Source organism: Brenneria sp. L4-2C, from assembly GCF_040240335.1.
Lineage (GTDB): Bacteria > Pseudomonadota > Gammaproteobacteria > Enterobacterales > Enterobacteriaceae > Brenneria.
The window spans coordinates 400,911-424,865 of record NZ_JBEIAC010000002.1; the positions used below are offsets into that span (position 1 = coordinate 400,911).

A 23,955-nucleotide genomic window follows, 5' to 3' on the forward strand; every position below is an offset into this window, starting at 1 on the left:
GGATAAGGAAGCGATACTGCGATCTTGTGATGATTTTCCCCGACGAGCTAATCGTCACAGAATAGAATCACTGTAAGTGATTGAATAGTGGCGGAGAGAGGGGGATTTGAACCCCCGGTGGAGTTGCCCCCACTCCGGTTTTCGAGACCGGTCCGTTCAGCCGCTCCGGCATCTCTCCGTTTAAGCGGTTGCTATAATGCCCTCTTTTGAGGCATTTTAACAGCCTTAGCTATCGTCTTTGAATTCAAGTGATGACTTAGCGAGCAACAGCGATGATAAAGTGGCCGTGGAAAACAAATGAACCTCAGGTTGATGTGCAGGATCGCTGGCAGTCTGCGATGGCAATCCCCCTGCTCGCGCCGTTAAGCGATCGGGAACGGACGCGGCTGGTGAATATTGCGGATCAGTTCCTGAAGCTAAAACGCGTCCTTCCATTACAAGGACTGGCGCTGACCGACATTATGCAGCAGCGCATCGCACTACTGTTTGCTTTGCCGATCCTGGAACTGGGCATTGAGAACCTGGATGGTTTTCACGACGTGCTGATTTATCCCGCGCCTTTCACGGTAGATGACGAATGGCAGGATGAGTACGGACTGGTTCACACCGGCAAAGTGGTGCAATCCGGACAAAGTTGGGATCAGGGGCCTATCATACTGAACTGGCAGGAGATCCAGGACTCGTTCGATCTATCCGGATTCAACCTCGTTATTCATGAAGTCGCGCATAAGCTGGATCTCCGCGGCGGGGGCATGTCGACCGGGGTTCCGCTGATTGCCCTGCGCGATGTCGCCCTGTGGGAGCAGCGCCTCCATGCCGCCATGGAGTCCTTACAGGAAGAAATCGATTTAGTCGGAGAAGACGCAGCCAGTATGGATCCCTACGCGGCCCAGGATCCTGTTGAATGCTTTGCCGTACTTTCCGAGTATTTCTTCAGCGCGCCGGCCCTATTACAGGAGCGATTCCCACTTCTATATCAGTGCTTTACAGGATTCTATCGTCAGGACCCGTTAACCAGACTGAAAGCGTGGCAAAACAGCACGGACTATCAGGCGCCTGTTACTTATTAGCCCGCGTGAAGAAAGAACTGTACACAGCCTAAACAGTCAGACAATTACTCTCGACTTTGCCATTGACAGTACATCTGACGCCGGATATCATGCGCCCCGTTCACACGATTCCTCTGTAGTTCAGTCGGTAGAACGGCGGACTGTTAATCCGTATGTCACTGGTTCGAGTCCAGTCAGAGGAGCCAGATTTTAGTTTCATGACGTTCCTATAAGTCCTGAAGCGTTTAAAAAACAAGAAGTTATCTTTACCCGGTTATCCTGAGAAGGACTACCGGGTTTCTTGACATCCATAGTTTTTGGGGGCTTAATCGGGGGCCTCACGGTTCGTTGAGAAAATGGAGCCCCCGCTATGGCATTAACCGATACCTCTATCCGCAAGATCAAACCCTCCGATAAATCCTTCAAGCTGGCAGACAGTTCAGGACTGTACCTGCTGATCAAACCCAACGGCTCAAAACTCTGGTACATGAAGTACCGCATCTATGGCAAAGAAAAAAAGCTGGCCTTTGGTCCCTACCCGGATGTTTCCCTGTTTAAGGCGCGTCAGCTACGCGATGCCGCACGCGCTAAAGTGCGTGAAGGTGCCGATCCTGCTGTTGATAAGAAAATCGCGCAGCAGAAAAGGAAAAACGGGCAGACATTTCGCCAGATCGCCATGAACTGGCACGCCGATCACCGTCGCTGGTCTGCGCATTACGCAAAAACCATCCAGCGCAGGCTGGAAATGTATGTTTTCCCGGATATCGGAGACAGCCTTATCGATCAGATCACAACAGCGGATCTGTTATTCACGTTGCGTAAGGTGGAGAGTAAAGGCTTTCTGGAAATCACAGCACGGCTAAAAAACTACGTAAATGAGATCATGCGCTATGCGGTGAAAAAGCAGTTAATCAAGTCGAACCCGGCGCTGGATCTGGATGGTGAGTTTACGCCGCCGGAAACCAACCATTACCCTGCCCTGCCGCTTGAGAAGCTGCCTGAATTGTTATCCCGGACGGACAGTTACTCCGGCAGGTTGCTGACCAAATATGCTCTTAAACTATCACTGTTGTTTTTTGTACGATCCAGCGAATTGCGCTTTGCACGCTGGAGTGAAATCGACTGGCAGCAGAAATTATGGATAATCCCGGAAACGCGGGAACCGATCGAAAACGTGCGTTTTTCTCATCGTGGCACAAAAATGAAAACGCAGCACATCGTTCCTTTATCCGAACAGGCCATCGCGATCTTAAAGCAAATTGAACCGCTTTCCGGTCATCTGGCGTTTATTTTCCCCGGCGAATACGATCAGGATAAATGCATGAGCGACAATACCGTTAACAAGGCGTTGCGCGTAATGGGCTACGACATCCAAAAAGACGTCTGCGGCCACGGTTTCCGGGCGATGGCGTGTGCTGCGCTGAGTGAGTCGGGCTTGTTGAGCAAAGAAGCCATTGAGAAGCAAATGAGCCATCAGGAAAGAAACAGCGTCCGAGCAGCCTATGTTCACAAAGCTGAGTATCTGGAAGAGCGGATCAAGATGGTGCAGTGGTGGGCGGATTATCTGGATGCGAATCTCGACGGGTATATTTCACCCTATCAGTACGCCGCGCCCCTGAAAAATGCATCGTAATAAAAATAGAGTCCTTTGTTTTCCTGATAATAAATGGGAAACCTGCCCTTTGCCCCTGCACAGGGGCAAAGTTAATTACATGACTCATATCACTGTGGTTTCACAAATACAATTGAGCCGGAATGATTCTTTCTGTACTGGTGATATTGAAGGATCATTGTCGCCAGATCATCATCCACAGCGTAAAAGTACGCCTCTGGTATATCGAGCACTGCCGCAAATTTACACACTAACCCAAAATCTGGTGCATGAACCTCGTTTTCATAGGAACTGATTCGAGAGCTTGCCGATTCTTCATCAAGACCTGCGCGAACGCCCAATTCTGTTTGAGTCAGACCGGCATTGACTCTGGCAATTTTTAGCCTTTTCCCAATCATGATTGGACACCCGCCGTTTTCCTTAGATATGCGAATTATCGCTCTTATGGGCGAAGGCTCTCTTCATGCTTTACCTTAATTAATCATGTAATGCTTGAATTTTGTTCTATAAATAATCAATATTAAGGAATTACAGAATTTTTCGCGGTTAAATATGGAGAGGGATATTATGCAACTGAAAGAAAAGGGTCTGGACTGGCACCCGGCAGATATCATCGCCGGGTTAAGAAAGAAAGGCACAACGCTTGCCGCTGTTTCCCGTCAGGCGGGGCTGGCGTCATCTACATTGGCAAATGCATTAACAAGACACTGGCCCAAAGGGGAAAAGCTGATTGCCGAAGAGTTGGGCGTTACGCCCGAGCAAATCTGGCCATCCCGTTACCGTAAGCCGGAACATCGCTAAAGCTAAACCGGCTCTCCCGATCTTCCGTCAGCTTTGCTGGCGGAAGATCGGGAGACGACAAGCGCAGCGCGGCAGCGTGATGTTACTTTCTGAGACGTTTTATGCAAATATTTAATCCACCCCATCCGGGTGAAGTACTCCGCGATTATCTTGAAGGCGTGAGCATCACACAGGCAGCTTTCGCGCTGCAAATATCACGTTCACGGTTATCCCGTATCCTCAACGGTCATGCCCCCATTACGGCAGATATGGCGCTGCGTCTGGGCGCGCTGGTGAATACCAGTGCTGAAATGTGGGCGGATATGCAGTCTGAATATGCCCTCTGGCAGGCTTTGCAGCAGCCCCGTCCTGCTATCCATCCACTGCGCCACCGTCGGGATAACATGCAAAGCGAAGAATAGCTGGCTAATGCGGCAGTCTCTCATTCACAAATTCACGATAAATTCAAGGGGAAACTCTTTTTCCAAAAAAACGAGTTTCCCCTTTCTGCGCCATAAATAACGGCGTAATCTCCTTCCTGCAACTTGTTGTCGTAGACAACGCCCATGCTTCACGGTCTGAAAGAAGCGCCTGTTAACAGGATGACCAGCCCTTTTAGCGGTACGTACCTCTGCAATACCGGGACGCAAAATCCTCTGCGTCTGAGGCTGAAAGATATACACGAGACAAATTCACAGCCACCACCTCACGCGCCGGCCTTTACTGGCTGATGCCTCAACATTGCCGAAAATATCCGGCTAACTCACTCCTGCTGACGATCAGCGCCTTTAACTTTTACGGACTGCGGCCTGCATTGACGCCAGGCTTTGCTGCCGCGTGACCGCAAAACTGCGCCAGAATCTGCCATATCTGCCACCCCGCAACCTGTGGGGGCGTCACTTTGGGCGCGCAACGCGACAATGTGCCGCACCACCACCACACCGCGCCATGCCCTTATTTTCGCGGCTTCTGCACCTATTCCCCAATCCGACATGCCTTTTTGGGGCCGCTGTCGGCAAGAAAAGAGGAGAAAAAGATCGATACCGAGGGGGCATGACGCCCCGGAGAATTCCTACTTCGGCAGGCAGCCCGTACCGCGTACTGGCTGAAACTCCCTATACCTCAACAAGCTCTCACTCCGGCGTGAAGGTATCGTTCTGGCGCAGCCAAAAAGCATACGCCGGAGACCGTTTGTTTTTTAATCATGGGGGATGTATGAGCAAATTAGGCGGAGAGATGAAGGCATTGGCGAGAAACGGCGGCGGTCGCCATAAAACGGTGAACGATCGCATTCATATCGTGCAGCGTTTCAGCTACCATTTACGGGCGCTAAATATCCAGATCCAGCGGGTGGCGCAGATTAAGGTTCGCCACATTGAAAGCTATATTCATGAAAGGCTGGCGCAGGGGATCGGCAAACGCACGCTACAGAATGAAATGGCCTCGCTGCGTGCCGTGCTGCAACAGGCCAGGCGCAGGCAACTGGCAGAGCATGAGCGGCTAACCAACAACGCATTGGGACTGTCCGGCGCATCACGCAACGGCACGCGACAGGCGATTACGCCGGATCATTACCGGCATGTGCTGGAAACTGCCCGAATGAAAGATCCGGGGCTGGCGGCAGTTCTGGAACTGGCGCGAGTAATGGGCCTGCGTTCACAGGAAGCGGTGCAAAGCGTTCAGTCGCTGAAAACGTGGAAACAGGCCGTTGAACGTGGCGACACACGCTTAACCGTGGTTTTCGGTACCAAAGGCGGACGGCCCCGCGAAACAGTGATTCTGGATGTTGGCGCAGTCAGAAAGGCGCTTGATAATGCGTTAGCGGTGGTAGAAAGCCGTAACAACAGGCTGATTGACAAACCAGATCTGAAAAGCGCGATGAACTACTGGCACGGTCAGGCGTCGCGTATCGGCTTGACCGGCGCATATTCCCCGCATTCTCTACGCTACGCATGGGCGCAGGATGCCATTCGTCATTATCTGGCGCAGGGGTTTAGTAGGAAAGAGACGCTGGCAATGGTGGCGATGGATCTGGGGCATGGCGACGGGCGTGGGCGGTATGTGGCGCAGGTTTATGGACAAGTGAAGGAATAGCGTAATAAGATCCTTAAATGGGCTCTATCTTCTTTACCTTATTGCACTGAGAAAACCAATCTATAACCACTAGCAGTGGTCACTGATAGCCGATCAGGGAACAGAATCTTGAAAGAATGTGCATAACAACGCTACACTGATAAAATAGGTTTTGGTGACTGCGATTCTCAGGTCTGTTACCTTGGCTAAGCAACTTGCTAGTTTGCTGAGCCTTACGTGAGGACAAACTGACGATAAGATAATTTCAGTATGTTTTTCTTATCAACGCAGTTGATGCTAAGATGTGAGTAAGAACTAATCAAATCAGGCAAAGAGATAATGAAAGATAAATACACACTTAATTTACTGATTGATTGCGAAAGCCGTGCTGATGATATATCTTTTTGGATTGATAGTATAAAGAGAAATCAGAAATTAAGAAGCATAATTCAGAGTAAGGCTTTCCAAAGGCTAAAACACATTTCATTTCTTGGCGCAATTGATTATAGTGAAAATAATAATTTATCAAAAGAAAATAGAAGTAGAGCAACACACTCATTATATGTTGCAGCCTTAGCAAATTATATATCAACATGTAGAGGTTATAATGAAGATTTAAAAAATAATCTCATAGCAGCGGCTTTGATTCATGATATAGGTCACATGCCATTATCGCATAGTGCCGAACCATATATAAAAAGTAAACTCGGATATGGACATCATGAGATAGGTGAACAAATCATCGACGGTGAGGGTAATATTGGGCTCGAACTTAATAGAATTTTAAGAAATAATTTTGATTCTGTATTTATAAAGTCATTACTCAATAATAAAATGAGTGAAAATGGCGGGGATTTATTTAGCAGTCAAATAAACATAGATACTATCGATGGTATAATTAGAAGCCTTGAATACAAAGGAAAAAACAAAACAAATAGATTAAATAGGCTTGAAATAGCAAAGAGTGCTTTCTTAACGACTGCGTGTGAAGAAGAAAAATATAGAAATCTAGATCATTTCTGGCAGTCAAAACATTTTGTTTATCATCATTTTATAAACAAAGATTATGCATTTATTTCTGATAAAGTAAGTCAGTTATTTTTTATGGAAGAAAAATCCATATGCGAGCAAGATCTATTTTTAAAAGAAGATGATTGGGAAAAGAAATACTCCACCTTATTTTCTTGGTTAAAGGATCTTAAGCATAATTCAATCCCTGAATGCATGAAAGAATACGACCTTGAGATGGTATCTAGGACATACTACATCATGGATAATGAATTAGATTTAAATAAAAGATATAGAAATACTAAAAACATTAAGACAGTAGATATAAATAAATTTTTAGATAATAACTATTATATTCAGTTAAAAATACAGGAATTTTAATATGGAATATCTTGATTTCTTAAAAGATTACACGTCTATAAAAAACTGCATTGATTACAGCAATAATAAAATATCTTCTATAAAACAAGATATTATGTCATTATTTGAAGGTTTTAATGAATTTGAATTCACCATTATAACAACTGGATCGTTTGGAAGAAGAGAGGCATCAGATGAGTCTGATTTAGACCTTTTTATTTTTTGCAGTACTCAGGCATCAAAAGAGTTTATTGAGTCAAAAAAAGATAATTTAACACAGTTGATAAATAAACATGTAACAAAAGAAAGTGGTAGCACAGGAACATTTGGCTCTGATGCCATTGAAATATTTGACAATGTTCTAAAAAACATTGGTGGAACTCAGGATAAGAATGAAAGCTTAACTAGAAGAATGCTCCTTCTCTTAGAGGGGTATCCACTTTATGATGAAACTGTATTTGAAAAATATAGAAATATGTTGATAAATAAATATATTGATTCAACCTCAGAGGGTAGCAATAGAATCGATAAATTTCTTCTTAATGATATAATTCGATATTACAGAACAATTACAACTGACTTTCAATACAAGGTTGAGGAAGATGGTAAGTCATGGGGATTAAGAAATATAAAATTAAGATTCTCAAGGAAACTTCTATATTTTGCAGGAATACTTACCGTTGCTGAAGTTATTTCAGATGAGATTCACTCTGAAAGATTGAAAAGCATATCAAACCATTTTAACAAACCTGCTTTAGAACGCATATTTGAAATAACGAAAAAAAAATCACCTCATCAATGTTTAGACTTAGTGAGCGAGATATTTTCGAAATATGAAATTTTTCTTTCATCAATATGCGACCATGAGAAAAGAAAGGAACTTGAAGGTATAAAAATGAAAGCAAATAGATTAGATTCTGTTCTGTACGACGATCTTAGTAAAGATAGTAATATTTTTACAGAAAAACTTCACGAATTGTTAACGTGTTTGTATGAAAAAAATCATCCAATCTATAGTTCCCTAGTTTTTTAACTACAAATCTAATAAGCAAGCATACAGTTTGCTTATTAGATTCAATATAACCCCTTAAAATTACTCTGCCTACAGAAAGGTCTTAAATGTGTTTTTAGTATCCGACAAATATAGCTCTGACAAGCTTTGTCACTCCCAGCATGATTATGCTTTACATGAAACGAAAATCCAGCCTATCTAGTCGTGTTATCCCTATAAAACAAACGATAGATCACATTTTTAATGTATCGTGGTATTTGGGGCCTTAATGAGGGCCTCATTTTAATTTTAAAAATTAAATTTATTTAAACTCAACAATATACATGAAATACCGCATCCAGTCAGAGGAGCCATTTACTTGTTTTCATGCATCCTTGCGAACCCCAATTTGTACATTGATTCAACAGGTTAGCGTGAAAATCCTTCCCGATGCGTTTCTAGTTTTCCCTCCGCATCGGGAAAAAATGGTGGTCAGATTTGGGGTCAGGTTGGTTCGATAATGAAGTGACCCCCAAATGTCTCTTAACGACTCAAAAATCCGCAAGTTAAAATCATCCGCTAATCCCTTCAACGTTTCCGATTCGCTGATATAGAACTCATATTAGAAAAACAGACTACCGTTATCGTTGGACGAAACAATAGTGGAAAAACGTCGCGCACAGAGATAATACGTAGATTTTTTCGACTCATACGACAACGCAATGGCGGAAAAGCATCAACGGGCTTTACAAAGCGGAGGTGATACACCGTAAAAGCGGAAAATCCGGTCAGCGGTGGAACTGGCTACGCTGGCGCAGGTGGACCAGACGGAGTTTCTCAATTACATAATCTTTTGAGAAAAAACCGGATGAGCTAATCTTCTTCCTGGGACAATTGCGATAAATACTCAACCATACGGTGAATGTGACGCCCGGCCAATAAAGCAAACACAAAGACGGCCAATACTCCACAAGTAAGCCCGCTTAACATCAAAGAGTACCCTCCTGTATCTAACAATAATCCAGCCCCGAGGGGAAACGTCAGGCGAGTGATGACAAAAAGGCTTGCCTGCAAACCGTAATCCGAGGCTCTGCGCTGATGGCGGGTAAAAAACATCATTAAACCAAACATCAGAGAGGAGATGGCCCCCATCGAAATCGCCACTAATAAGATGCTGATAATAACCCATGTCTGGTCCAGCTTAAGTGAAACAGATAGCGTCAAAGCAATAAGCGTCAGCAATGCGCAAAATAAATAGCAGGGAATGGCTTTAGCCACGCCCAGATATTGGACAAGTCGACCACTCAACAGACTGGAAACTGCGCCAACCATCCCCCCTCCGACGCCGACAATCCAGGCGACGTGCTGAGCCGCTACACCTAAATCGAGTAGCATTGGTTTGAGATATAGCCATGCAGCGCCAATAAAAGGAAAACTGGTCATCAGCAAGCAAGTCCAAAGTTTAGCGGCTGGTTGGCGAAAATAACCGGACAAATCCATTATTGGCTGTTTACTGGGTTGAAGCGCAGATTTACTATTCTGACTCTCTTCCTGAAGCATCCTCATGAGTAGCAGACCAATCAATAAGCTGACCAACATAATATAGAATGGAGCCTGCCAGCCCCACAGTCCCTGAAGAACCAACATAAAACCACTGCCGACAATCGCGCCCAGGAACAACGCCATTGCCCGGATACTACCGGCTCGCATCTGTTCTGAACGAGGAAGCAGTTTAATCGTAAGCGCATTAAGCGGAATATCCGCCCAGGTCGAGAGCAAGCTGATAGCCAACGCGAGCAGGAATAACGGCATTCGGCGCGCCAGCATACCCGGATCGCTAATCAGATAGAGTAATCCTGCTAATGCCAGCACCAGCAGTGATACCCAATAGCTATAATGACGAGTTCCGAGACGAAAACGTTGAACCGGCAGAGCGAGCAATAATTTAAATACGGCCGGTAATCCCGCCAACTGGAAAAAGCCGATGTCAGTGCCAGACCAACCGTATTCGCGCATAGTCAATGGCAGTCCGAGTAACAAATAAATACCAGGAACAACTAAAACAAAATTCATCCAGCCGAAAATCACTTGATATAGACCAAATCGTTGGGAAGGGATCTGATTCATACGGCCTCTTTTCTGCCAACGATAACGGAAACCGGCGCAACGGGAAATGCGATATCGTCATATTGTTCGATATGAACAAAGCCGGATGCGGCCATAGCCAAAGACAGCTCGCCCTTCTGTGTGACATGGCACTGTTTCATCTGTATTGAGAGGTAATAGGGAAGGACTTTTCTTGCCTCTGCGGCGGTTAAAGGCACCTCCGCATGTGCGCTAATGAGCACGCCGCCAGGTTTTAACGCTGTCCATATTTTGGCTAAAATGGCATTGATATCCGGTACAAAGTGCAATACGGAAGAGCACCAAATTAAATCAAAGTTTTTACCAATCGGGTCAATAACCAGATCGCCACCTTTGACCTTTAAACGATCGCTCAACCCTGCCTGACTAATGTTGCCTTGCGCCACCTTTACCGTCTCAGGAAAATCAAACAATTCTCCAGAAAGCGCCGGGCAGGCCTGAAGCATGGCAATTGCGATCAATCCCGGCCCGCAACCTAAATCCAGCAACCGGCCACCGGACTCAAATTCTGGAATATTCGGCATTAACGCCGTCACGACATCCGCCGTGACGGCCCGTTGCTCCTGCGCAATTTGTAAACCGGCCGCTTTCGCCCAATTTTCTTGCATCGTGCGCGCATCCACCGCCGGGCTGTGAATCATGCCGGATCGAACCTGCTCCCCAAGCTGGTTGCCAACGCGGCGTAACCCCTTCAGTCGAAAAAGGAAAGCATCCCCCAGATACTGAGCCGCGTCGGAGCAAAAATATCTACGCGCGATCTCTTGATTAGCATAACGGGGGGGATTGCCTGCTTCGCGGGACAATAACGCCATACTCCAGAGCATATCCAAGAGATAACCCGTATTAACCGGATCTAATTGAAGCTGCATTGCGATATCGGCAGCGTCCCTTGGCCTATCAAGATGACGAAATAAATCCCATTCGATTGCCACACGCATTGCGTCAGCACTGACATTCGCCAGGACTAAATCCCAATAAGGTTGTAGTGCCGTCCTATGTTCAGAATTCATAGCTTACCCTCATTCCCAATTCTCGAGGCGGGTTGTAGACCGTTACATTGCCATTCATATATCCAACCGCGTCGTAATGCTTGTCGGTCACATTTTGGCCATAAGCGCTCAATGTGAGGTGTTGGTTAACCGGATAGCTTGCTGAAAGATTCAGGAGTTGATAGCTTGCGCGGCGATACTGATTAGCAGGGTCCAGATAGATATCCCCTACGCCATCCAGAGAGGCATCGGCATACCAGCTATCCGCGTCATAGCGAACGCCAATATGCCAGGTCAGGTCCGGCGCATAAGGATTTTTATTACCATCGTAATTATTATCGCCGTCCTGATAGTGTTTAAAGCGAGTTCTATTCAGGCCAACTGCGCCATCAACGCTCCACTGTTCATTCAGCCAATAATCAAAGGAGGCTTCAAGGCCGCTGGAATATGCCGTTGCGGCATTCGTAATGGAGGTCACGCCCGGCCCGATATATTGCTGAACCTGCATATCATTAATCTGCATGTAATAAGCCGCGACCGAATATCGCAGATTTTTGACAGATCCTTTAACACCCGCCTCGTAAGAACGTACTTTTTCTGGTGAATAAGCAGGATAGTTAACCGAGGGTAAAAACGGATTGAATCCCCCGGCTCTAACGCCTTCCGAATAGCTCAGATACAGATTTTGTTCCGGGCGCCATTGGTACTGAAGCGAGGCTTTTGGGGAGAATTGCTGCCAATGCCGACTCTGTGTCGAGGCGTTTTCCGGTTTAATTTCAGCCCGATCCTGCTCAATACGCCCCCCTAATGTGAAAGACCACTGAGAGGTTATCGGCTGTAACCATTGACCAAACAATGAGACTGAACGCCCCTCCAGCGTTGGGTCGATCGTCTGGAACCTCAGCGGCGTTTTATTAGTAAAAGATAAATCGTTGTCAGTTTTATCGGCATAGGCGCCAACCAGCCACTTTGCCCCCTTATGCTCGCCTGATAACCTCAGCTCCTGGGATAAATTGCTAAGATGAAAATCCCGTTGCATAAAAAAACGCTCGGCGGGCATAAAGTCGGTGTCTTGCCTGAGTTTGTCATAATAGTCGGTTTTGGCCGTGATTGAACGGAGCGATACGCCGGAATCAAACTGGTGTGCGACATCCAAAGAGAAGGTCTCTCCCTCTGAATGATTCCAACTCGAAGTTCCAGAACGAACCTCATAGCGCGGTGCGGTCACGCTCCCCCATAATGATCCGCCATCACGATAGTTCAGATGGCTATAACGTAATGAGATGTCGCTGTTTTCATCAGGCGTCCAGCGAATAACGGCCCGCCCATCGTAGCTTTTACGATCATCGGCCCAGCCACCGCTGTAACGATTGTGGATAAATCCATCCTGTTCGCGAAGCTGACCGGCGATACCGACATAAAGCGTATCCTCAATAAGGGGATGCGCAATATCCAACCGTAAAACATGCTTATCACGGCTGCCCAACTCGCCGTCGACTCGGGCATAGGGGGTATCATCAGGCTGACGCGTATAAATATTCAATACCCCGCCTTCCGCATTTTTACCGTACAACGCAGATTGCGGACCGCGTAGAACCTCAACCCGCTCAACGCCCACTAAACTATTTTCAAACCCCTGATTGGCGATGGTGGGTACCCCATCCACCATCATTAACATTGAAGAAGAAAATGTGGTTGCATAGGAGGTCAGACCGCGAACCACCGGAGGATTAAAACCGGACTGACCCGTGCTCTGAAAGCTAAAGCTGGGCGTTTTACGCGCCAGCGTTTCTAAATCTTCTATCCCCTGACGATGCAGATCATCGTCAAAAAAAGTAGAAAGGCTGATGGGTACCTCCTCTGCCTGCTGTTCCGTTTTATCGGCAGTAACCATAATAACGGACTCCTCACCATAACTGAGTGAACACGCCGCCCCGGAAAAACCAATACAGATCGCTTGATAAAAGAGATGTTTTTTTATTTTAAGTTTATTCATAGCATTATTCTCTGGCACTAAAAATTCATAGAGTTAACAACGTCAAGTAAATAAGTTATTTCATGAGCTAACGACTGATGTACGAAAGCAGAGCCCCCTAATTTTATTTGATAAAAATTATCAATACAGTTTTGATTACTATGAGATAAGATCTATTCCGTATGGATTATTTTTTATTTCGATAAAATAAAGCATCTGCCAGCGACGACCCATTGACAGCAGGTGATGATCATCATATTCACCGCGCCGCGGCTCATCACCAGCTTTGTACGTTTCTTGCGCGTCAAAAACAGTTATGTTATAAAGCCTAAATGACATCCATTATCATTTGACTCGATATTCGTATGAAAAATCCGGCATTGCGTCTGCGCCAGGAAAATGGAAGGTAATCAGTATGCTATTAAAAAAGGAATATCGGCTTAGCCATGAACATTTCCTCCTGCGCAACGATGAAAAGTCCGGCGCCACTCATCTTCAACCAGTTGAAAATTATGGAAAATGCTATTCAGACCACTTTGAACTTGCCCCTGATTTAACATTAGTCCATTTACACTACAGCCCAATATGCGATCTGGTCATCAAAGCATCAGATAATCCACATAAAAATCATGTTTTAGTCATTACCTTCGGGCTACATGGAAAGTCTTGTTACCAGGCAACACAATCCGTTCCGACGGTTAATTTCACTGCGGGATACACTACGATTAATGCATTTCACCACTGTACCGGCCAGCGTCGCTATAAATCCGGTGAAACAACATCACAATTACGTCTGGTTATTGGGGGGAATTTATTGCGCCAATATATTGGCAAAGAACGCGCCGACTTATTATTAGGAAATGGAAAATTAAGCCAATTATCTTATCATAAAACACCACTCACCAGTCTCTCTCATGCTTCGATACTCACGCGCCACATTAATCATGATTCAGTCAGCGAAAATAAGTTAATATTACATACTCACAGTCTCTGTTTATTGTCTGAACAACTCGAACGTTTACTGCCACAAACTAAAGAAAGTAGAAAAAAATTCTCTCCCGATGAAATTCAAAAGTTAGAACAGGCGCAGAATATTATGCAACAGCGAATGGGAGAGTCCATAACCGAGGAGTACCTGTGTGCGACTCTCGGTATGAGCAAGTGTAAGCTCAGAGAAGGGTTTCGTTATCTGTTTAATTCCACGCCCTATAAAATGCTATTAGAAATGCGCATGCGCAAAGCCTATCTATTGTTGGAGTCAGGGTATCAGGTCGCTCAAACCGCCTGGAGCGTAGGGTATAGCCACCCTAATAATTTTAGCGTGGCATTTAATAAGTTTTTCGGTTATCCGCCCAAACTTGTTTTTCATAAACAATAACCGCACGAAAAACATTGGCGAGGGAAACGATTGAACCAGTCCGCGCGTGTTCAATACGCGCCTGCAACACAGGCGCATGAAGGATAAGCGTCACGACGGATTCACCGCGTCATTCGCCTTGCGATAATGCCGGACGAACGTGGCGATAATACCCGGCAGGCACATCCCCAGCAGGATCAGGCCGCCGCCCAGCAGCACATTGCCCGACAGGGTTTCGTGCAGTAGCCAGACGGCGAACAGCGCAGAGAATACCGGTTCAAGATTGTAAATCAGGATGGCGCGGGTCGGCGTGGTGTAACGCTGATAGCGGGTCTGAACCCAGAAGGCGATCACCGTGGAGAAGATCGCCGTCACCAGCAGAGCCAGCACCAGCCCGCTGTCCCATACCGTCGGTAACACCGCATCTCCTCGGAAATGCTGAATCAGCATGATCGCCGCCGCCATTGAGACGATCTGTAAAAACGTCAGCGTCATATTGTCGTGACGGGCGCTAAGTCTGTCGAGCGCCATAATATGTAGGGCGGTGAACAACGAGCCAATGACCACCAGCGTATCGCCCCACTGTAGCTGCCAGCCGCGAATATCCGACATCAGATACAGGCCGGCGACGCCAAACAGCGTCGCCAGCGCCGCTTCAAATGACGGCAAATTGCCCGACAGCGGCCCGGAGAGCAGCAGCACCCAGATAACGCTGAGCCCGGCAAGGAATCCGGTGTTTGACGCTGTAGTCATTTGCAGGCCGAAGATAAGAAAGACGAACCCCGCCCCAAGCAGCAGGCCCAACAGGAGACCCGCCGACAGCGTTTTCAACGACATCGCTCGCAGCCCCCCGGCGCTGAACGGCAACAACAACAGCGCGGATAACATAAAGCGCAATCCCAACACCATCAACACCGGATGTGCGCTAACCGCCTGCTTCATCACTGGAAAACCGATGCCCCACCCTGCCGCCACGCACGCCAGCAACAGCTCGGCGACCCAGCGTTTGGGCGTAATTCCGCTCATGCTATTCCTCTCAGCCTCTGTGCTGCGAAAACCAATAGATCCAGAGCGGAGTCCAGTTCCTCAATCTCAGTGGCATAGCCGAAACTTAATCGAATAGCACTCTGGATAACGGCGTCATCCAGCCCCATCGCACTCAGCACATGGCTCGGTTTTTGCTCGGCGGAGTGGCAGGCCGAAGCGCTGCTCAATGCCACCTTCATTTTTAACTTCTTCAATAAAGTGCCGGCCTTAACTCCCGGCACAGAAAAGTTCACCGTATTCGGTAGGCTTTGCCGGCGGCAACCGTTAATCACGGCATCAGGAATATGCGCCAGCAGACGATCGATAAAATGCTGCTTCATCTTTTGCTGGCGACTTACGCGCTGCTGATGCGACGCAATAAACAGTTCCGCGGCCTTGGCCATGCCTGCCGCCCCGGGAAGGTTGACCGTACCGCTGCGCAGCCCCGACTCCTGGCCGCCGCCGTGGATCAGCGGCGAGTTAAGCAGAACCTCCGGTCGTGAACAATAGAGTGCGCCGATGCCCTTGGGACCATAAAATTTATGCGCCGACAGGCTGACAAAATCCGGCCTGAACTGCGCCACCGAAAACGGCAGTTTCCCCACCCACTGCGCCGCATCGGTGTGAAACAGGATATTGTGCCGGCGAGCGATGGCGCCAATCTCGTCCAGCGGCTGCAAAACGCCGGTTTCATTATTGGCCGCCATAATGGAGATCAGGCGGGTATCGGGACGTATCGCGGCCTGTAGCGAGGTCAGGCACACCCTTCCCTGGCTATCGACCGGCAGATAAGTGACCTCGACGCCGTAGCGATCGAGATGCTGGCAAATATTCAGCAGGCACTTATGCTCAATGGCGCTGGTGATGATATGCACCCTGCCATGAGGCAGGTAATAATCGGCGACCGCTCTGATCACGGTATTGTTAGCTTCGGAAGCGCCGGAATTGAAAGAGAGATGTCTCGGTTCGGCATCGATCAACTGTGCGACGATGGCGCGACACTCCTCCAGATAGCAGTTGGCTCGTATGCCTTCATAATGGCTGATGGAAGCAGTATTGGCGTAATATTCATCAACGCAATAGATAACGGCCTCACGGACTTCCGGCGCCATAACCGTGGTTGCATTATTGTCCAGATAAATCATGTTCGTTAACCCTGTGTCCCTGCGGTTATATCGCTATCCCGGCAAATTTCTGCGCGGGTATGATTCAGCGCTATACTGTGTTTGACCTCGGCAATTCTCCCTTCTTCATCGCCAAAGAAAATATTCACAATCGCGGCATTAAGGCAATCCTCATCCTGAAGAATGGAAAACGCGGATTTACCCTGAATCACTTTGATGCGGTCTGACATTTCGCACCAGTCAATGATCATAAACTTGTTCACGCCAAAGAACTGCTGTTTTAATTTCATCAATACATCGTCGTAATGCTGTGCGATAATAGCCGGACATTTCGCCGTATATACACTACCTTGACGCCGAGCGAGCAGGAAAGGCGTCTCCCCGGCCGGCGCTATTTTAATTTCGCTGTATTCTCCATCTTCAGTAATCACCAATCCTTCGGCGCCCTGCTTAATTTTTTTCTTAATATTTCTAATCGCACGGTTTTTGCAGGTGCGTTCAGAGAAAATCATTAATTTATCGCGTTTGATATGCGGACTGGCGGCAATGAACGCTTCCAGTTCATCGGGTAATCCCACTGAGTCCAGTCTGTCAGGCTCGGGAGGCGGGGTTAATGTACAGCTTTCTTCAGAACAGGCCATCCCCAAATCATCAACCAGAATGCCATAAACCAGCTTGACGTTTTTCTGGTAGGCTTTGATCAGCCGAGAACCAAAATCAACCGCATCTTTAAGCGAATTTAACGCGAAGTCGTCTACGCCGAATCGACTGTTAAAATGACCTGCTTCCAGATAGATCACCTGTTTATCGTCACTGCATTGATAGCAAGAATCAACAGAGGACATCAATGAATCGAAATAAAACTGAGGAGAGTTAATTCCATGTGATAGAGACATAATACCACCTTAACCTGAAAAGAGTGACAACTGACTATATTGGTAGCAACGAAATAATAGAAAACATAAAGAAAAAATATTCACTTCTCACAAGTGAAACAACAGTGCATTAATATAAATTGAATATAGAAAATTAACTTCAATACGCCATAAAGTTGATTACTCCCATCCCTGAAAATCAGGCCAGAGTAAAACATGGATATAGTTCCTCTGCAACCCGAAAATCCCATTTTCATTCATAAAAAAACAGATTTCCGGCTCGATTAATTTATCCAATGGAAAATTTCATTTAAAATCACTCAGATATATAAACGCATAAAAAAACAGAATAATTACCTAATAAAATAATTATTAATAATTGAATGATAAGCCTAGTTAATAAATAATCCCGCTAATCGGCGACAACATTGCCATAAACGCAAGCGAGTTTTAGAACGACAGCCGCGCAGGAGAAACCCGCATCAAATCTTGATTGCCACGTCAGGACATCAGGTTTTAAATGAATTCAGCTCAAGCAATACACATGCGTCGTCAAACCTGCGCAGTATGCACTGCCTCCCATGATACGGCGCCATTACTCTGATAAGGCACTGGATACAATTATCACTCGCGTGATTAAATGATAATCAACTAATCGTGAATAATTAATTGTAAAAAATATTTACATTCTTCCGCCAATGGATGTTTGATATATAGCGTCCGTATAAAAAGTAAAGGATCATGCCGTTGCCCTTTATTAAGATTTATAAAACTAAAAAAACCTTATCACGCCAATATAAATATCACTGTCGGTAAATAGGTTGACTAGCATTTGAAAATGGTTTTCTGATGTAATAGTATTTACTTGTCATCGTATATTTTCATGCATATAGTAATGTCACTTTCTCGTTTTACTATAAAATATATTGTATGCTATCTATATCTTCTTAACCATCAGGACGGAAACAAATGAGTGAAGCCCTCAAAATATTAAATAACATTCGTATACTGCGTGCGCAGGCGCGTGAAATCGATCTGGAAACACTGGAAGAGATGCTGGAAAAGTTGACCGCCATTGTTGAAGATCGCCGTGAAGAAGAATCTGCAATCCAAAAAGAACAGGCTGAACGTCAGGCCAAAATCGAAGCCTTACGCGCCAAACTGCTGGAAGATGGCATTGATCCTACCGAACTCCTTGCCGGGATACCGCCAAAAGCAGCCAAGGCTAAACGTGCGCCTCGTCCAGCCAAATACAAATATATTGATGAAAATGGCGATGAGCAAACCTGGACCGGTCAGGGCCGGACGCCTAAAGCCATCAAAACGGCGCTGGATAACGGTAAGAAATTGGACGATTTCCAGATTTAACTAATTAACGCCTGTTTTTCATGTTGCTGTATGAAATGTCTCTTATTTGTACGAGTAGTCATTAAAATACAGCAACATTTTCATAAAAATACAATCTCGCGGCTTTGCTTTTGACAAAAACTCATCTTCATTCCTGCCTGTAATATTATAGGACTGAGCATGAAACCGACTATCGCGTTCATCTGGACTGGCTCGACATTAAAAATAGATTTTAAACCGTTCGCCGTTTGGATGTAAAAATCTCAGACTTGGGCTGATACATTTGAGGCTTATCACTGTCGGCGTCGCTGGGTCTGGGCAACGCCAGTATCCCGGGCCACGGGCAATTTCAATAAACGTTTTAGGTTTCCGCTGGCGATGTTGCGGCGCGCATCGTCATCCAGACCCAGACTATCGAATACCCGGTTCAACGGCTCGCGGATCGCTCCCCGGTTGATGATTGGCCAGTCGCTGCCGGTAATAACATGATCGCTGCCTAGCAGATCGATGGCATGGGCAATGGTTTGCGGGCTAAACCCCATGGTGTCGATATAGATATGCTGGCGTAATTCTGCCGGGGTTCCCGCCAGAAAGCGCGCGGTATGATCAAAAGCGGCGCTTAGGGTCAGACCGGCAATGCCGATAGTGGCGATAACGATCTGTAAGCCCGGCAACGTCGCCAGCAAGTCGTTATGCAATAACGAGATGAGCGCGGCCGCATTGATGGTTCCCCGCGCCAATAGAATGCCTTGATGGTCATAATCGGCCAGGCGTTCGGTCAATACCGGCGGATTCACCGGATGGATAAAAACAGGTATTTTCAGCTCGGAGGCCAATTGTAAAGTAGGCCGAGCCTCCGCCGCATCCAGTAAAAGATCCCCGCTGGCGCTCTCAATGAATAATCCCGATAACCCCAGTTCCCGGATCGCCCGTTCAGCTTCGCGCGCGCCCGCTTCGCCATTAAAGGCGTCGACGCTGGCCAAGGCGTAAAGTTTACCGTGGTGGCGTAGGGTCAGTTCGGCGAGATAATCGTTAATGTCCTGAATGATTTTCGTCGGAACACGCCGTTCCTCGCCGCCCGCGAACGCCAGAGGCGTATTAATCACCCTCGCCTCCAGATCGCCCTTATCCACCTGTTCCAACAAGGCGTCGATACTATGCAGATAGCGATAATTCTCTTCCCAGCGCGCCTGCTGGGACGCAGCAAAATTCGGGCGCAGGGCGGACCATTGCGCACCGACATGGTGGCAGTGAAAATCAATAATACCCGGTGTGGACATAAACGATTGCCTTATGATTTTCGCTCGTCGCCGACCAAAGCCAATGAGCCCGGCAATAGGAAGACATCTACTACAGCAGCTCGGTCGACAACGGTCAAATGACTATAATTTATTCTCTTATTAGTTATTTATCTTTGGCGTCGAATAATATGCCGACTCCAGAAGAGGTTATCTACATCAGAACTTATCGCAATCGCGCGTTTATTGACTTAACCACGTTATTCTCGCCCGTCAGGCATGAGGAACCATCAACCTCACATTCTTGATTAAGAAATCAATAAATACTCTGGCTTTAGGCGGGGTAAGATAATTGGCCGGCGATATGATATAAGCGACATCTTGTTGTGGCGGTATAATTTCATATTCAGGCAGAACGACGACCAGTTCGCCGGACTCAATCAGTTTCTGCGCCACAAAGTTGGGCAAGATACCGATACCGCGGCCTTGCAGCAAAGCGTCCAGCATCGCATCGCCGTTATTGGTGAGCAACCGGGGCTGTATTAAAAGCGGGTATTCCTGATCGCCCCTGGCGAAGCGACAGATTGATCCAAACCCTCGGTCTTTAGGCATAAAGACAGCATGCTGTTTAAGCTCATCCAGCGTGTCCGGTCGTTCCCGGTCATATTTTTGGGCGCAGACCAGAACATAATTCACCGGAATCAGCACCCTGGCGACCCAATCTTCGGGCGGGCGATGGGTAATTCTAATCGCAAGGTCATAACGCTCCCGGAGCAGGTCAGCAAGATTGTCCGACAGATCCATATCCACCCGTATATCCGGATACTGCGCCAGAAAGTGCGGCAGCAGCGGTGAAAGAACCATTTTGCCGAGCGTAACGGGCGCCGTAATGCGAAGTAATCCCTGCGGGACTTCACTGTAAGTTTGCGCTCTTGCCAGCAATTCATTCGCCTGCTCAATAATCGCACAGGCCATCTGGTAAATTTCCCGCCCGGCTTCCGTCACCTGCAAATATCTTGTCGACCTTTGCAACAGCACAACATTCAGATCTTTCTCCAGACGATCGATCTGTCTGGCGACGGACGAAGGGCTCAACGACATGGCTCTTCCCGCCGCAGAAAAACTGCCGCCCGCCACTACCTGGGTAAAGGTCACCAGATTCGGCAGGAGTCCCTCGATGTTATTTATGCGCACGGTGCAAAACTCCTGTTCGAATATGTCTATTCACAGATGCCGAAATATCTTCAACACTACACCTGACAGCTCAATCCGGCTCCTTCTTATCACAGATAAATATCCAAGAGGGAGAAGAGGCGATGATTAAAGACAATACGAAAGCGACGATTTTCCAGGCAAGGTTAGCCTGGGATACGCAAGCCATGCTAAGGAAATATTCTCGTGAACACGACAGAAAAACAATCCGGTACAATTCAGTTGACCATCGCCATGGTTCTATCCGGCACCATCGGGTATTTCGTCATCGAGTCCGGTCAGTCCCCTATTAACGTGGTCTTCGCCCGATGTCTGGTAGGTAGTCTGTGTCTGGTTATTTATTGCCTTTATGCCAGGTTATTTACTACGACCTATCTTACTATCAGGAATATAGGGTTGATGATTATCGTGGGATTATCGGTCGTCCTTAACTGGCTCGCGCTATTCAGTTCATATCAATATGCGTCTATAGGCGTCACGACGACCCTATACCATATGGCTCCATTCATTGTTTTTTTCGCCGGCGCGTTTCTTTTCAAAGAAGGCGTGAGTAAATCCAGGCTCGTATGGCTGCTCATCGCTTTTCTGGGCGTCGTGCTGATTGGCGCCCCGGACAATCAAACTATCGCCGTCGGCAATTCATACCTTCTTGGCTGCGGGCTGGCTCTTATTGCCGCAGTATTATATGCAATAGCCACTCTCGCCAGTAAATTTATCAATAACATACCGCCGCATATTATCGCGCTATCTCAGATGTTGATTGGCGTCGCGTTCTTATTGCCATTAACGGATTTCAGCCAATTGCCTGACACGTTATGGCGCTGGAATTGCCTTATTATACTCGGCATCGTCCATAGCGCTTTCATGTACATCCTGATTTATGCTGCGTATAGAAAATTACAGACAGCCGCCATCGCCATTCTCTCCTATATCTACCCCGTCGCCGCAGTCATTATTGATTACGTCGCTTTTGATCACGTTTTCTCTACCTTACAAATCGCGGGAGGCGTGATGATCCTCGTCGCCGGCCTCGGCGGGACGCTGAATCTGAATCCTTTCATTTTAAAGAAAGCATGATGATAAAAAACGGGTCGGTTGCCCTGGACGTCAATAATATTTTCGATCGTCACTATTACCAAACGGTAGGCAGTTCGCTAACTGGAAACGGGTATGCCGAACCGCGTAACGCAACATATACCTGACATCGGCAAGGTGAGTTTAAAGCGGTCGGCCAGAATGCTCTCGATGTTATCCCATAGTTCATCCCGATGTGGATAGGCCGAAAACACCGCGCCATCATAGCCTATATGATAAGTCAACCGCCCCGCCGCATTGATTCTCGCATGATATTGACTATAATTGTTTCCAGATGGTTTTTTCATATCCTGAAATATCACAAACCCGAATGCCGTACCGATACATTTCCCCCAATAATCGACGATAAAGAAAACCTTTTATCTTTAATCACTTCTCATGCTTGTTATTTCACAGATTAACCAATTGGCAAAAATAAAAAACGGCGCAAGATAGCGCAAGGGATAATTAAAATCGGCCTGATCGCCCCTTACGATTACATTAATCGTAAAATTTTTGTACAGACGGATAATTTAATCTCGTTTTACAAAAAAATATCTTGTATGCTATCCCCGTCTTCTTAACCATTAGGATGGAAACAAATGAGTGAAGCCCTCAAAGTATTAAATAACATTCGTACACTACGCGCTCAGGCGCGTGAAATCGATCTGGAAACTCTGGAAGAGATGCTGGAAAAGCTGACCGCCATTGTTGAAGATCGCCGTGAAGAAGAAGCCACAATCCAAAAAGAGCAGGCTGAACGTCAGGCAAAAATCGAAGCCTTACGCGCCAAACTACTGGAAGATGGCATCGATCCTGCCGAACTTCTTGCAGGGATATCACCAAAATCCGCCAAAGCGAAACGTGAACCTCGTCCGGCCAAATACAAATATATTGATGAAAATGGCGATGAGAAAACCTGGACCGGCCAGGGCCGGACGCCTAAAGCCATAACAGCCGCCCTTGAAAGCGGTAAGACGCTGGAAGATTTTGAAATCTAATCTTCGTAATAGCACGAGAGAAAACCAAAATATAAGGGCCAATTATCGGCCCTTATACATAAGTTCATCATCAGGAAATAAAGTTCTTTCCCTGTTCTAACACCAGATCGCAGGCCTTGGTTTTAACCTTTTCAGCCAATGGCGTATTGCCGATATTATTCAGGTTCAGCTGTTTCCCGTCGCTGGTGTTCAGAAGGCCGGCCAACCCTTGCGTATAGTCGGTCTGTTGTTGTTGCTCCTGCTGGGAAGCAAGGCCAAGTTTGTCCAGCAGTTGGTTTTTGACGTTTTCTGTGTTGGTGGCTGAAACCAGCTTTTGTTTCACACAGTATTGCAGAATCCCGGCGGCGTTGTTCATATTGCCGGCGCTCAGCGTCTGATTGCCGCTATTGAGCAAGCCCGTCAACCCACCCGCGCCTTCGGATGAGGAACGATTCTGACCTAATTGACTAACCGCGCTGGAAAGCGAATCCTGCAAGCTTGCCGCATTAACATAGCCGGCCGCCATAAACATGGCCAAGCCAACGGCGCTCACTTCGCTTCTGATTGATTTCATCACACTCTTACTCTCTATTTGACCGATATACGGGAAAAAATACAGCGTAGTATCAGACTTAAAAAGCAGAAAGCTCTGCATTTGCCATTAATGCATTCACGCTCTCACCCGCAAGAACCTGCTGGCACTTCAGCGGATTAAAAATTTTTAAACAGACTCCTTGACA

Annotated in this window: 22 protein-coding genes and 2 tRNA genes; 13 read left to right on the forward strand and 11 right to left on the reverse strand. The window is 46.8% G+C overall.

Annotated elements, in window-relative coordinates; genetic code table 11:
- Nucleotides 1-88 precede the first annotated feature (88 nt).
- A tRNA-Ser gene (locus tag ABRZ26_RS05765) sits at nucleotides 89-178 on the reverse strand.
- A 94-nt stretch (nucleotides 179-272) separates the two neighbouring features.
- Here ABRZ26_RS05765 and mtfA point away from each other — a divergent pair.
- The 3 genes from mtfA (at nucleotide 273) to ABRZ26_RS05780 (ending at nucleotide 2,682) form a co-directional block, all read left to right on the forward strand.
- Nucleotides 273-1,070: a DgsA anti-repressor MtfA gene (mtfA, locus tag ABRZ26_RS05770; RefSeq protein ID WP_319603298.1), complete on the forward strand. Its 798-nt coding sequence runs from the start codon at nucleotides 273-275 to the stop codon at nucleotides 1,068-1,070.
- A gap of 109 nt (nucleotides 1,071-1,179) precedes the next feature.
- Nucleotides 1,180-1,255 (forward strand) — tRNA-Asn (locus tag ABRZ26_RS05775).
- Nucleotides 1,256-1,419: 164 nt separating this feature from the next.
- Nucleotides 1,420-2,682 (forward strand): tyrosine-type recombinase/integrase, encoded by a 1,263-nt coding sequence (locus tag ABRZ26_RS05780; protein WP_319603299.1) that lies wholly within the window; start codon nucleotides 1,420-1,422, stop codon nucleotides 2,680-2,682.
- 89 nt (nucleotides 2,683-2,771) lie between these two features.
- Here the strand turns inward: ABRZ26_RS05780 and ABRZ26_RS05785 are convergent, their stop codons facing one another.
- On the reverse strand, nucleotides 2,772-3,059 hold the full coding sequence (locus ABRZ26_RS05785) for a helix-turn-helix domain-containing protein (RefSeq protein ID WP_049776295.1): 288 nt from the start codon (nucleotides 3,057-3,059) through the stop codon (nucleotides 2,772-2,774).
- A 169-nt stretch (nucleotides 3,060-3,228) separates the two neighbouring features.
- On the opposite strand from ABRZ26_RS05785, the gene ABRZ26_RS05790 reads away from it, so the two are divergent.
- The 6 genes from ABRZ26_RS05790 (at nucleotide 3,229) to ABRZ26_RS05815 (ending at nucleotide 8,636) form a co-directional block, all read left to right on the forward strand.
- Nucleotides 3,229-3,462: a helix-turn-helix domain-containing protein gene (locus ABRZ26_RS05790; RefSeq protein WP_010308638.1), complete on the forward strand. Its 234-nt coding sequence runs from the start codon at nucleotides 3,229-3,231 to the stop codon at nucleotides 3,460-3,462.
- Between the two features lie 101 nt (nucleotides 3,463-3,563).
- Nucleotides 3,564-3,863, forward strand: a complete 300-nt coding sequence (locus tag ABRZ26_RS05795; RefSeq protein ID WP_319603300.1) for a HigA family addiction module antitoxin — start codon at nucleotides 3,564-3,566, stop codon at nucleotides 3,861-3,863.
- Nucleotides 3,864-4,656: 793 nt separating this feature from the next.
- Nucleotides 4,657-5,535 (forward strand): integrase domain-containing protein, encoded by an 879-nt coding sequence (locus ABRZ26_RS05800; protein ID WP_319603301.1) that lies wholly within the window; start codon nucleotides 4,657-4,659, stop codon nucleotides 5,533-5,535.
- 318 nt (nucleotides 5,536-5,853) lie between these two features.
- The gene (locus ABRZ26_RS05805; protein WP_319603302.1) at nucleotides 5,854-6,903 is read left to right on the forward strand and encodes an HD domain-containing protein; all 1,050 of its coding nucleotides are present in this window, start codon (nucleotides 5,854-5,856) and stop codon (nucleotides 6,901-6,903) included.
- 1 nt (nucleotide 6,904) lies between these two features.
- A complete protein-coding gene (locus ABRZ26_RS05810; RefSeq protein ID WP_319603303.1) occupies nucleotides 6,905-7,915 on the forward strand; it encodes a hypothetical protein in 1,011 nt (336 codons plus the stop codon).
- A gap of 601 nt (nucleotides 7,916-8,516) precedes the next feature.
- Nucleotides 8,517-8,636, forward strand: coding sequence for a hypothetical protein (locus tag ABRZ26_RS05815; RefSeq protein WP_319603387.1), 120 nt, complete (start codon nucleotides 8,517-8,519; stop codon nucleotides 8,634-8,636).
- A gap of 110 nt (nucleotides 8,637-8,746) precedes the next feature.
- Here the strand turns inward: ABRZ26_RS05815 and ABRZ26_RS05820 are convergent, their stop codons facing one another.
- The 3 genes from ABRZ26_RS05820 to ABRZ26_RS05830 are packed head-to-tail and all read right to left on the reverse strand — an operon-like array spanning nucleotide 8,747 to nucleotide 13,003.
- Nucleotides 8,747-10,000 (reverse strand): MFS transporter, encoded by a 1,254-nt coding sequence (locus ABRZ26_RS05820; RefSeq protein WP_319603304.1) that lies wholly within the window; start codon nucleotides 9,998-10,000, stop codon nucleotides 8,747-8,749.
- A complete protein-coding gene (locus ABRZ26_RS05825; protein ID WP_319603305.1) occupies nucleotides 9,997-11,028 on the reverse strand; it encodes a methyltransferase domain-containing protein in 1,032 nt (343 codons plus the stop codon). Before ABRZ26_RS05825 ends, ABRZ26_RS05820 begins: the two co-directional genes overlap by 4 nt.
- Nucleotides 11,018-13,003, reverse strand: a complete 1,986-nt coding sequence (locus tag ABRZ26_RS05830) for a TonB-dependent receptor (RefSeq protein ID WP_319603306.1) — start codon at nucleotides 13,001-13,003, stop codon at nucleotides 11,018-11,020. The genes ABRZ26_RS05825 and ABRZ26_RS05830 overlap by 11 nt, the downstream gene beginning before the upstream one ends.
- 394 nt (nucleotides 13,004-13,397) lie before the next feature.
- Here ABRZ26_RS05830 and ABRZ26_RS05835 point away from each other — a divergent pair, with 394 nt between their 5' ends.
- A complete protein-coding gene (locus ABRZ26_RS05835; protein WP_319603307.1) occupies nucleotides 13,398-14,360 on the forward strand; it encodes a helix-turn-helix domain-containing protein in 963 nt (320 codons plus the stop codon).
- Nucleotides 14,361-14,450: 90 nt separating this feature from the next.
- On the opposite strand, the gene ABRZ26_RS05840 is transcribed toward ABRZ26_RS05835, so the two are convergent.
- The 3 genes from ABRZ26_RS05840 to ABRZ26_RS05850 are packed head-to-tail and all read right to left on the reverse strand — an operon-like array spanning nucleotide 14,451 to nucleotide 17,385.
- Entirely contained in the window at nucleotides 14,451-15,365 is a 915-nt protein-coding gene (locus tag ABRZ26_RS05840; protein ID WP_319603308.1) for a DMT family transporter, read from the reverse strand.
- The gene (locus ABRZ26_RS05845; RefSeq protein WP_319603309.1) at nucleotides 15,362-16,510 is read right to left on the reverse strand and encodes a cysteine desulfurase family protein; all 1,149 of its coding nucleotides are present in this window, start codon (nucleotides 16,508-16,510) and stop codon (nucleotides 15,362-15,364) included. The genes ABRZ26_RS05840 and ABRZ26_RS05845 overlap by 4 nt, the downstream gene beginning before the upstream one ends.
- Before the next feature lie 5 nt (nucleotides 16,511-16,515).
- Complete coding sequence (locus ABRZ26_RS05850) at nucleotides 16,516-17,385, reverse strand: hypothetical protein (RefSeq protein ID WP_319603310.1); 870 nt, start codon at nucleotides 17,383-17,385, stop codon at nucleotides 16,516-16,518.
- Between the two features lie 948 nt (nucleotides 17,386-18,333).
- Here ABRZ26_RS05850 and ABRZ26_RS05855 point away from each other — a divergent pair.
- Nucleotides 18,334-18,732 (forward strand): H-NS family histone-like protein, encoded by a 399-nt coding sequence (locus tag ABRZ26_RS05855; RefSeq protein ID WP_319603311.1) that lies wholly within the window; start codon nucleotides 18,334-18,336, stop codon nucleotides 18,730-18,732.
- A gap of 272 nt (nucleotides 18,733-19,004) precedes the next feature.
- On the opposite strand, the gene ABRZ26_RS05860 is transcribed toward ABRZ26_RS05855, so the two are convergent.
- Together ABRZ26_RS05860 and ABRZ26_RS05865 are read right to left on the reverse strand one after the other, a co-directional pair.
- On the reverse strand, nucleotides 19,005-19,991 hold the full coding sequence (locus ABRZ26_RS05860; RefSeq protein ID WP_319603312.1) for an amidohydrolase family protein: 987 nt from the start codon (nucleotides 19,989-19,991) through the stop codon (nucleotides 19,005-19,007).
- Between the two features lie 231 nt (nucleotides 19,992-20,222).
- Entirely contained in the window at nucleotides 20,223-21,143 is a 921-nt protein-coding gene (locus tag ABRZ26_RS05865; protein ID WP_319603313.1) for a LysR family transcriptional regulator, read from the reverse strand.
- A gap of 204 nt (nucleotides 21,144-21,347) precedes the next feature.
- Here ABRZ26_RS05865 and ABRZ26_RS05870 point away from each other — a divergent pair, with 204 nt between their 5' ends.
- Both ABRZ26_RS05870 and ABRZ26_RS05875 read left to right on the forward strand, forming a co-directional pair.
- Nucleotides 21,348-22,238, forward strand: a complete 891-nt coding sequence (locus tag ABRZ26_RS05870) for a DMT family transporter (protein ID WP_319603314.1) — start codon at nucleotides 21,348-21,350, stop codon at nucleotides 22,236-22,238.
- A gap of 599 nt (nucleotides 22,239-22,837) precedes the next feature.
- Nucleotides 22,838-23,236, forward strand: coding sequence for an H-NS family histone-like protein (locus ABRZ26_RS05875; RefSeq protein WP_319603315.1), 399 nt, complete (start codon nucleotides 22,838-22,840; stop codon nucleotides 23,234-23,236).
- Nucleotides 23,237-23,306: 70 nt separating this feature from the next.
- Here ABRZ26_RS05875 and ABRZ26_RS05880 read toward each other — a convergent pair whose 3' ends face one another.
- Nucleotides 23,307-23,789 carry a YjjA family protein gene (locus ABRZ26_RS05880; RefSeq protein ID WP_413556092.1) on the reverse strand — a complete coding sequence of 161 codons (483 nt, stop codon included), beginning with the start codon at nucleotides 23,787-23,789 and terminating at the stop codon, nucleotides 23,307-23,309.
- Between the last annotated feature and the right edge of the window lie 166 nt (nucleotides 23,790-23,955).

What these genes read in the sequence shown, in the direction of transcription:
- ABRZ26_RS05850 (WP_319603310.1), bottom strand. Translation starts at nt 17,385, where the DNA reads ATGTCTCTATCACATGGAATTAACTCTCCTCAGTTTTATTTCGATTCA.
- ABRZ26_RS05780 (WP_319603299.1), top strand. Translation starts at nt 1,420, where the DNA reads ATGGCATTAACCGATACCTCTATCCGCAAGATCAAACCCTCCGATAAA.
- ABRZ26_RS05855 (WP_319603311.1), top strand. Translation starts at nt 18,334, where the DNA reads ATGAGTGAAGCCCTCAAAATATTAAATAACATTCGTATACTGCGTGCG.
- ABRZ26_RS05800 (WP_319603301.1), top strand. Translation starts at nt 4,657, where the DNA reads ATGAGCAAATTAGGCGGAGAGATGAAGGCATTGGCGAGAAACGGCGGC.
- ABRZ26_RS05790 (WP_010308638.1), top strand. Translation starts at nt 3,229, where the DNA reads ATGCAACTGAAAGAAAAGGGTCTGGACTGGCACCCGGCAGATATCATC.
- ABRZ26_RS05845 (WP_319603309.1), bottom strand. Translation starts at nt 16,510, where the DNA reads ATGATTTATCTGGACAATAATGCAACCACGGTTATGGCGCCGGAAGTC.
- ABRZ26_RS05880 (WP_413556092.1), bottom strand. Translation starts at nt 23,789, where the DNA reads ATGAAATCAATCAGAAGCGAAGTGAGCGCCGTTGGCTTGGCCATGTTT.
- ABRZ26_RS05830 (WP_319603306.1), bottom strand. Translation starts at nt 13,003, where the DNA reads ATGAATAAACTTAAAATAAAAAAACATCTCTTTTATCAAGCGATCTGT.
- ABRZ26_RS05875 (WP_319603315.1), top strand. Translation starts at nt 22,838, where the DNA reads ATGAGTGAAGCCCTCAAAGTATTAAATAACATTCGTACACTACGCGCT.
- ABRZ26_RS05785 (WP_049776295.1), bottom strand. Translation starts at nt 3,059, where the DNA reads ATGATTGGGAAAAGGCTAAAAATTGCCAGAGTCAATGCCGGTCTGACT.
- ABRZ26_RS05835 (WP_319603307.1), top strand. Translation starts at nt 13,398, where the DNA reads ATGCTATTAAAAAAGGAATATCGGCTTAGCCATGAACATTTCCTCCTG.
- mtfA (WP_319603298.1), top strand. Translation starts at nt 273, where the DNA reads ATGATAAAGTGGCCGTGGAAAACAAATGAACCTCAGGTTGATGTGCAG.
- ABRZ26_RS05795 (WP_319603300.1), top strand. Translation starts at nt 3,564, where the DNA reads ATGCAAATATTTAATCCACCCCATCCGGGTGAAGTACTCCGCGATTAT.
- ABRZ26_RS05810 (WP_319603303.1), top strand. Translation starts at nt 6,905, where the DNA reads ATGGAATATCTTGATTTCTTAAAAGATTACACGTCTATAAAAAACTGC.
- ABRZ26_RS05805 (WP_319603302.1), top strand. Translation starts at nt 5,854, where the DNA reads ATGAAAGATAAATACACACTTAATTTACTGATTGATTGCGAAAGCCGT.
- ABRZ26_RS05825 (WP_319603305.1), bottom strand. Translation starts at nt 11,028, where the DNA reads ATGAATTCTGAACATAGGACGGCACTACAACCTTATTGGGATTTAGTC.
- ABRZ26_RS05860 (WP_319603312.1), bottom strand. Translation starts at nt 19,991, where the DNA reads ATGTCCACACCGGGTATTATTGATTTTCACTGCCACCATGTCGGTGCG.
- ABRZ26_RS05840 (WP_319603308.1), bottom strand. Translation starts at nt 15,365, where the DNA reads ATGAGCGGAATTACGCCCAAACGCTGGGTCGCCGAGCTGTTGCTGGCG.
- ABRZ26_RS05820 (WP_319603304.1), bottom strand. Translation starts at nt 10,000, where the DNA reads ATGAATCAGATCCCTTCCCAACGATTTGGTCTATATCAAGTGATTTTC.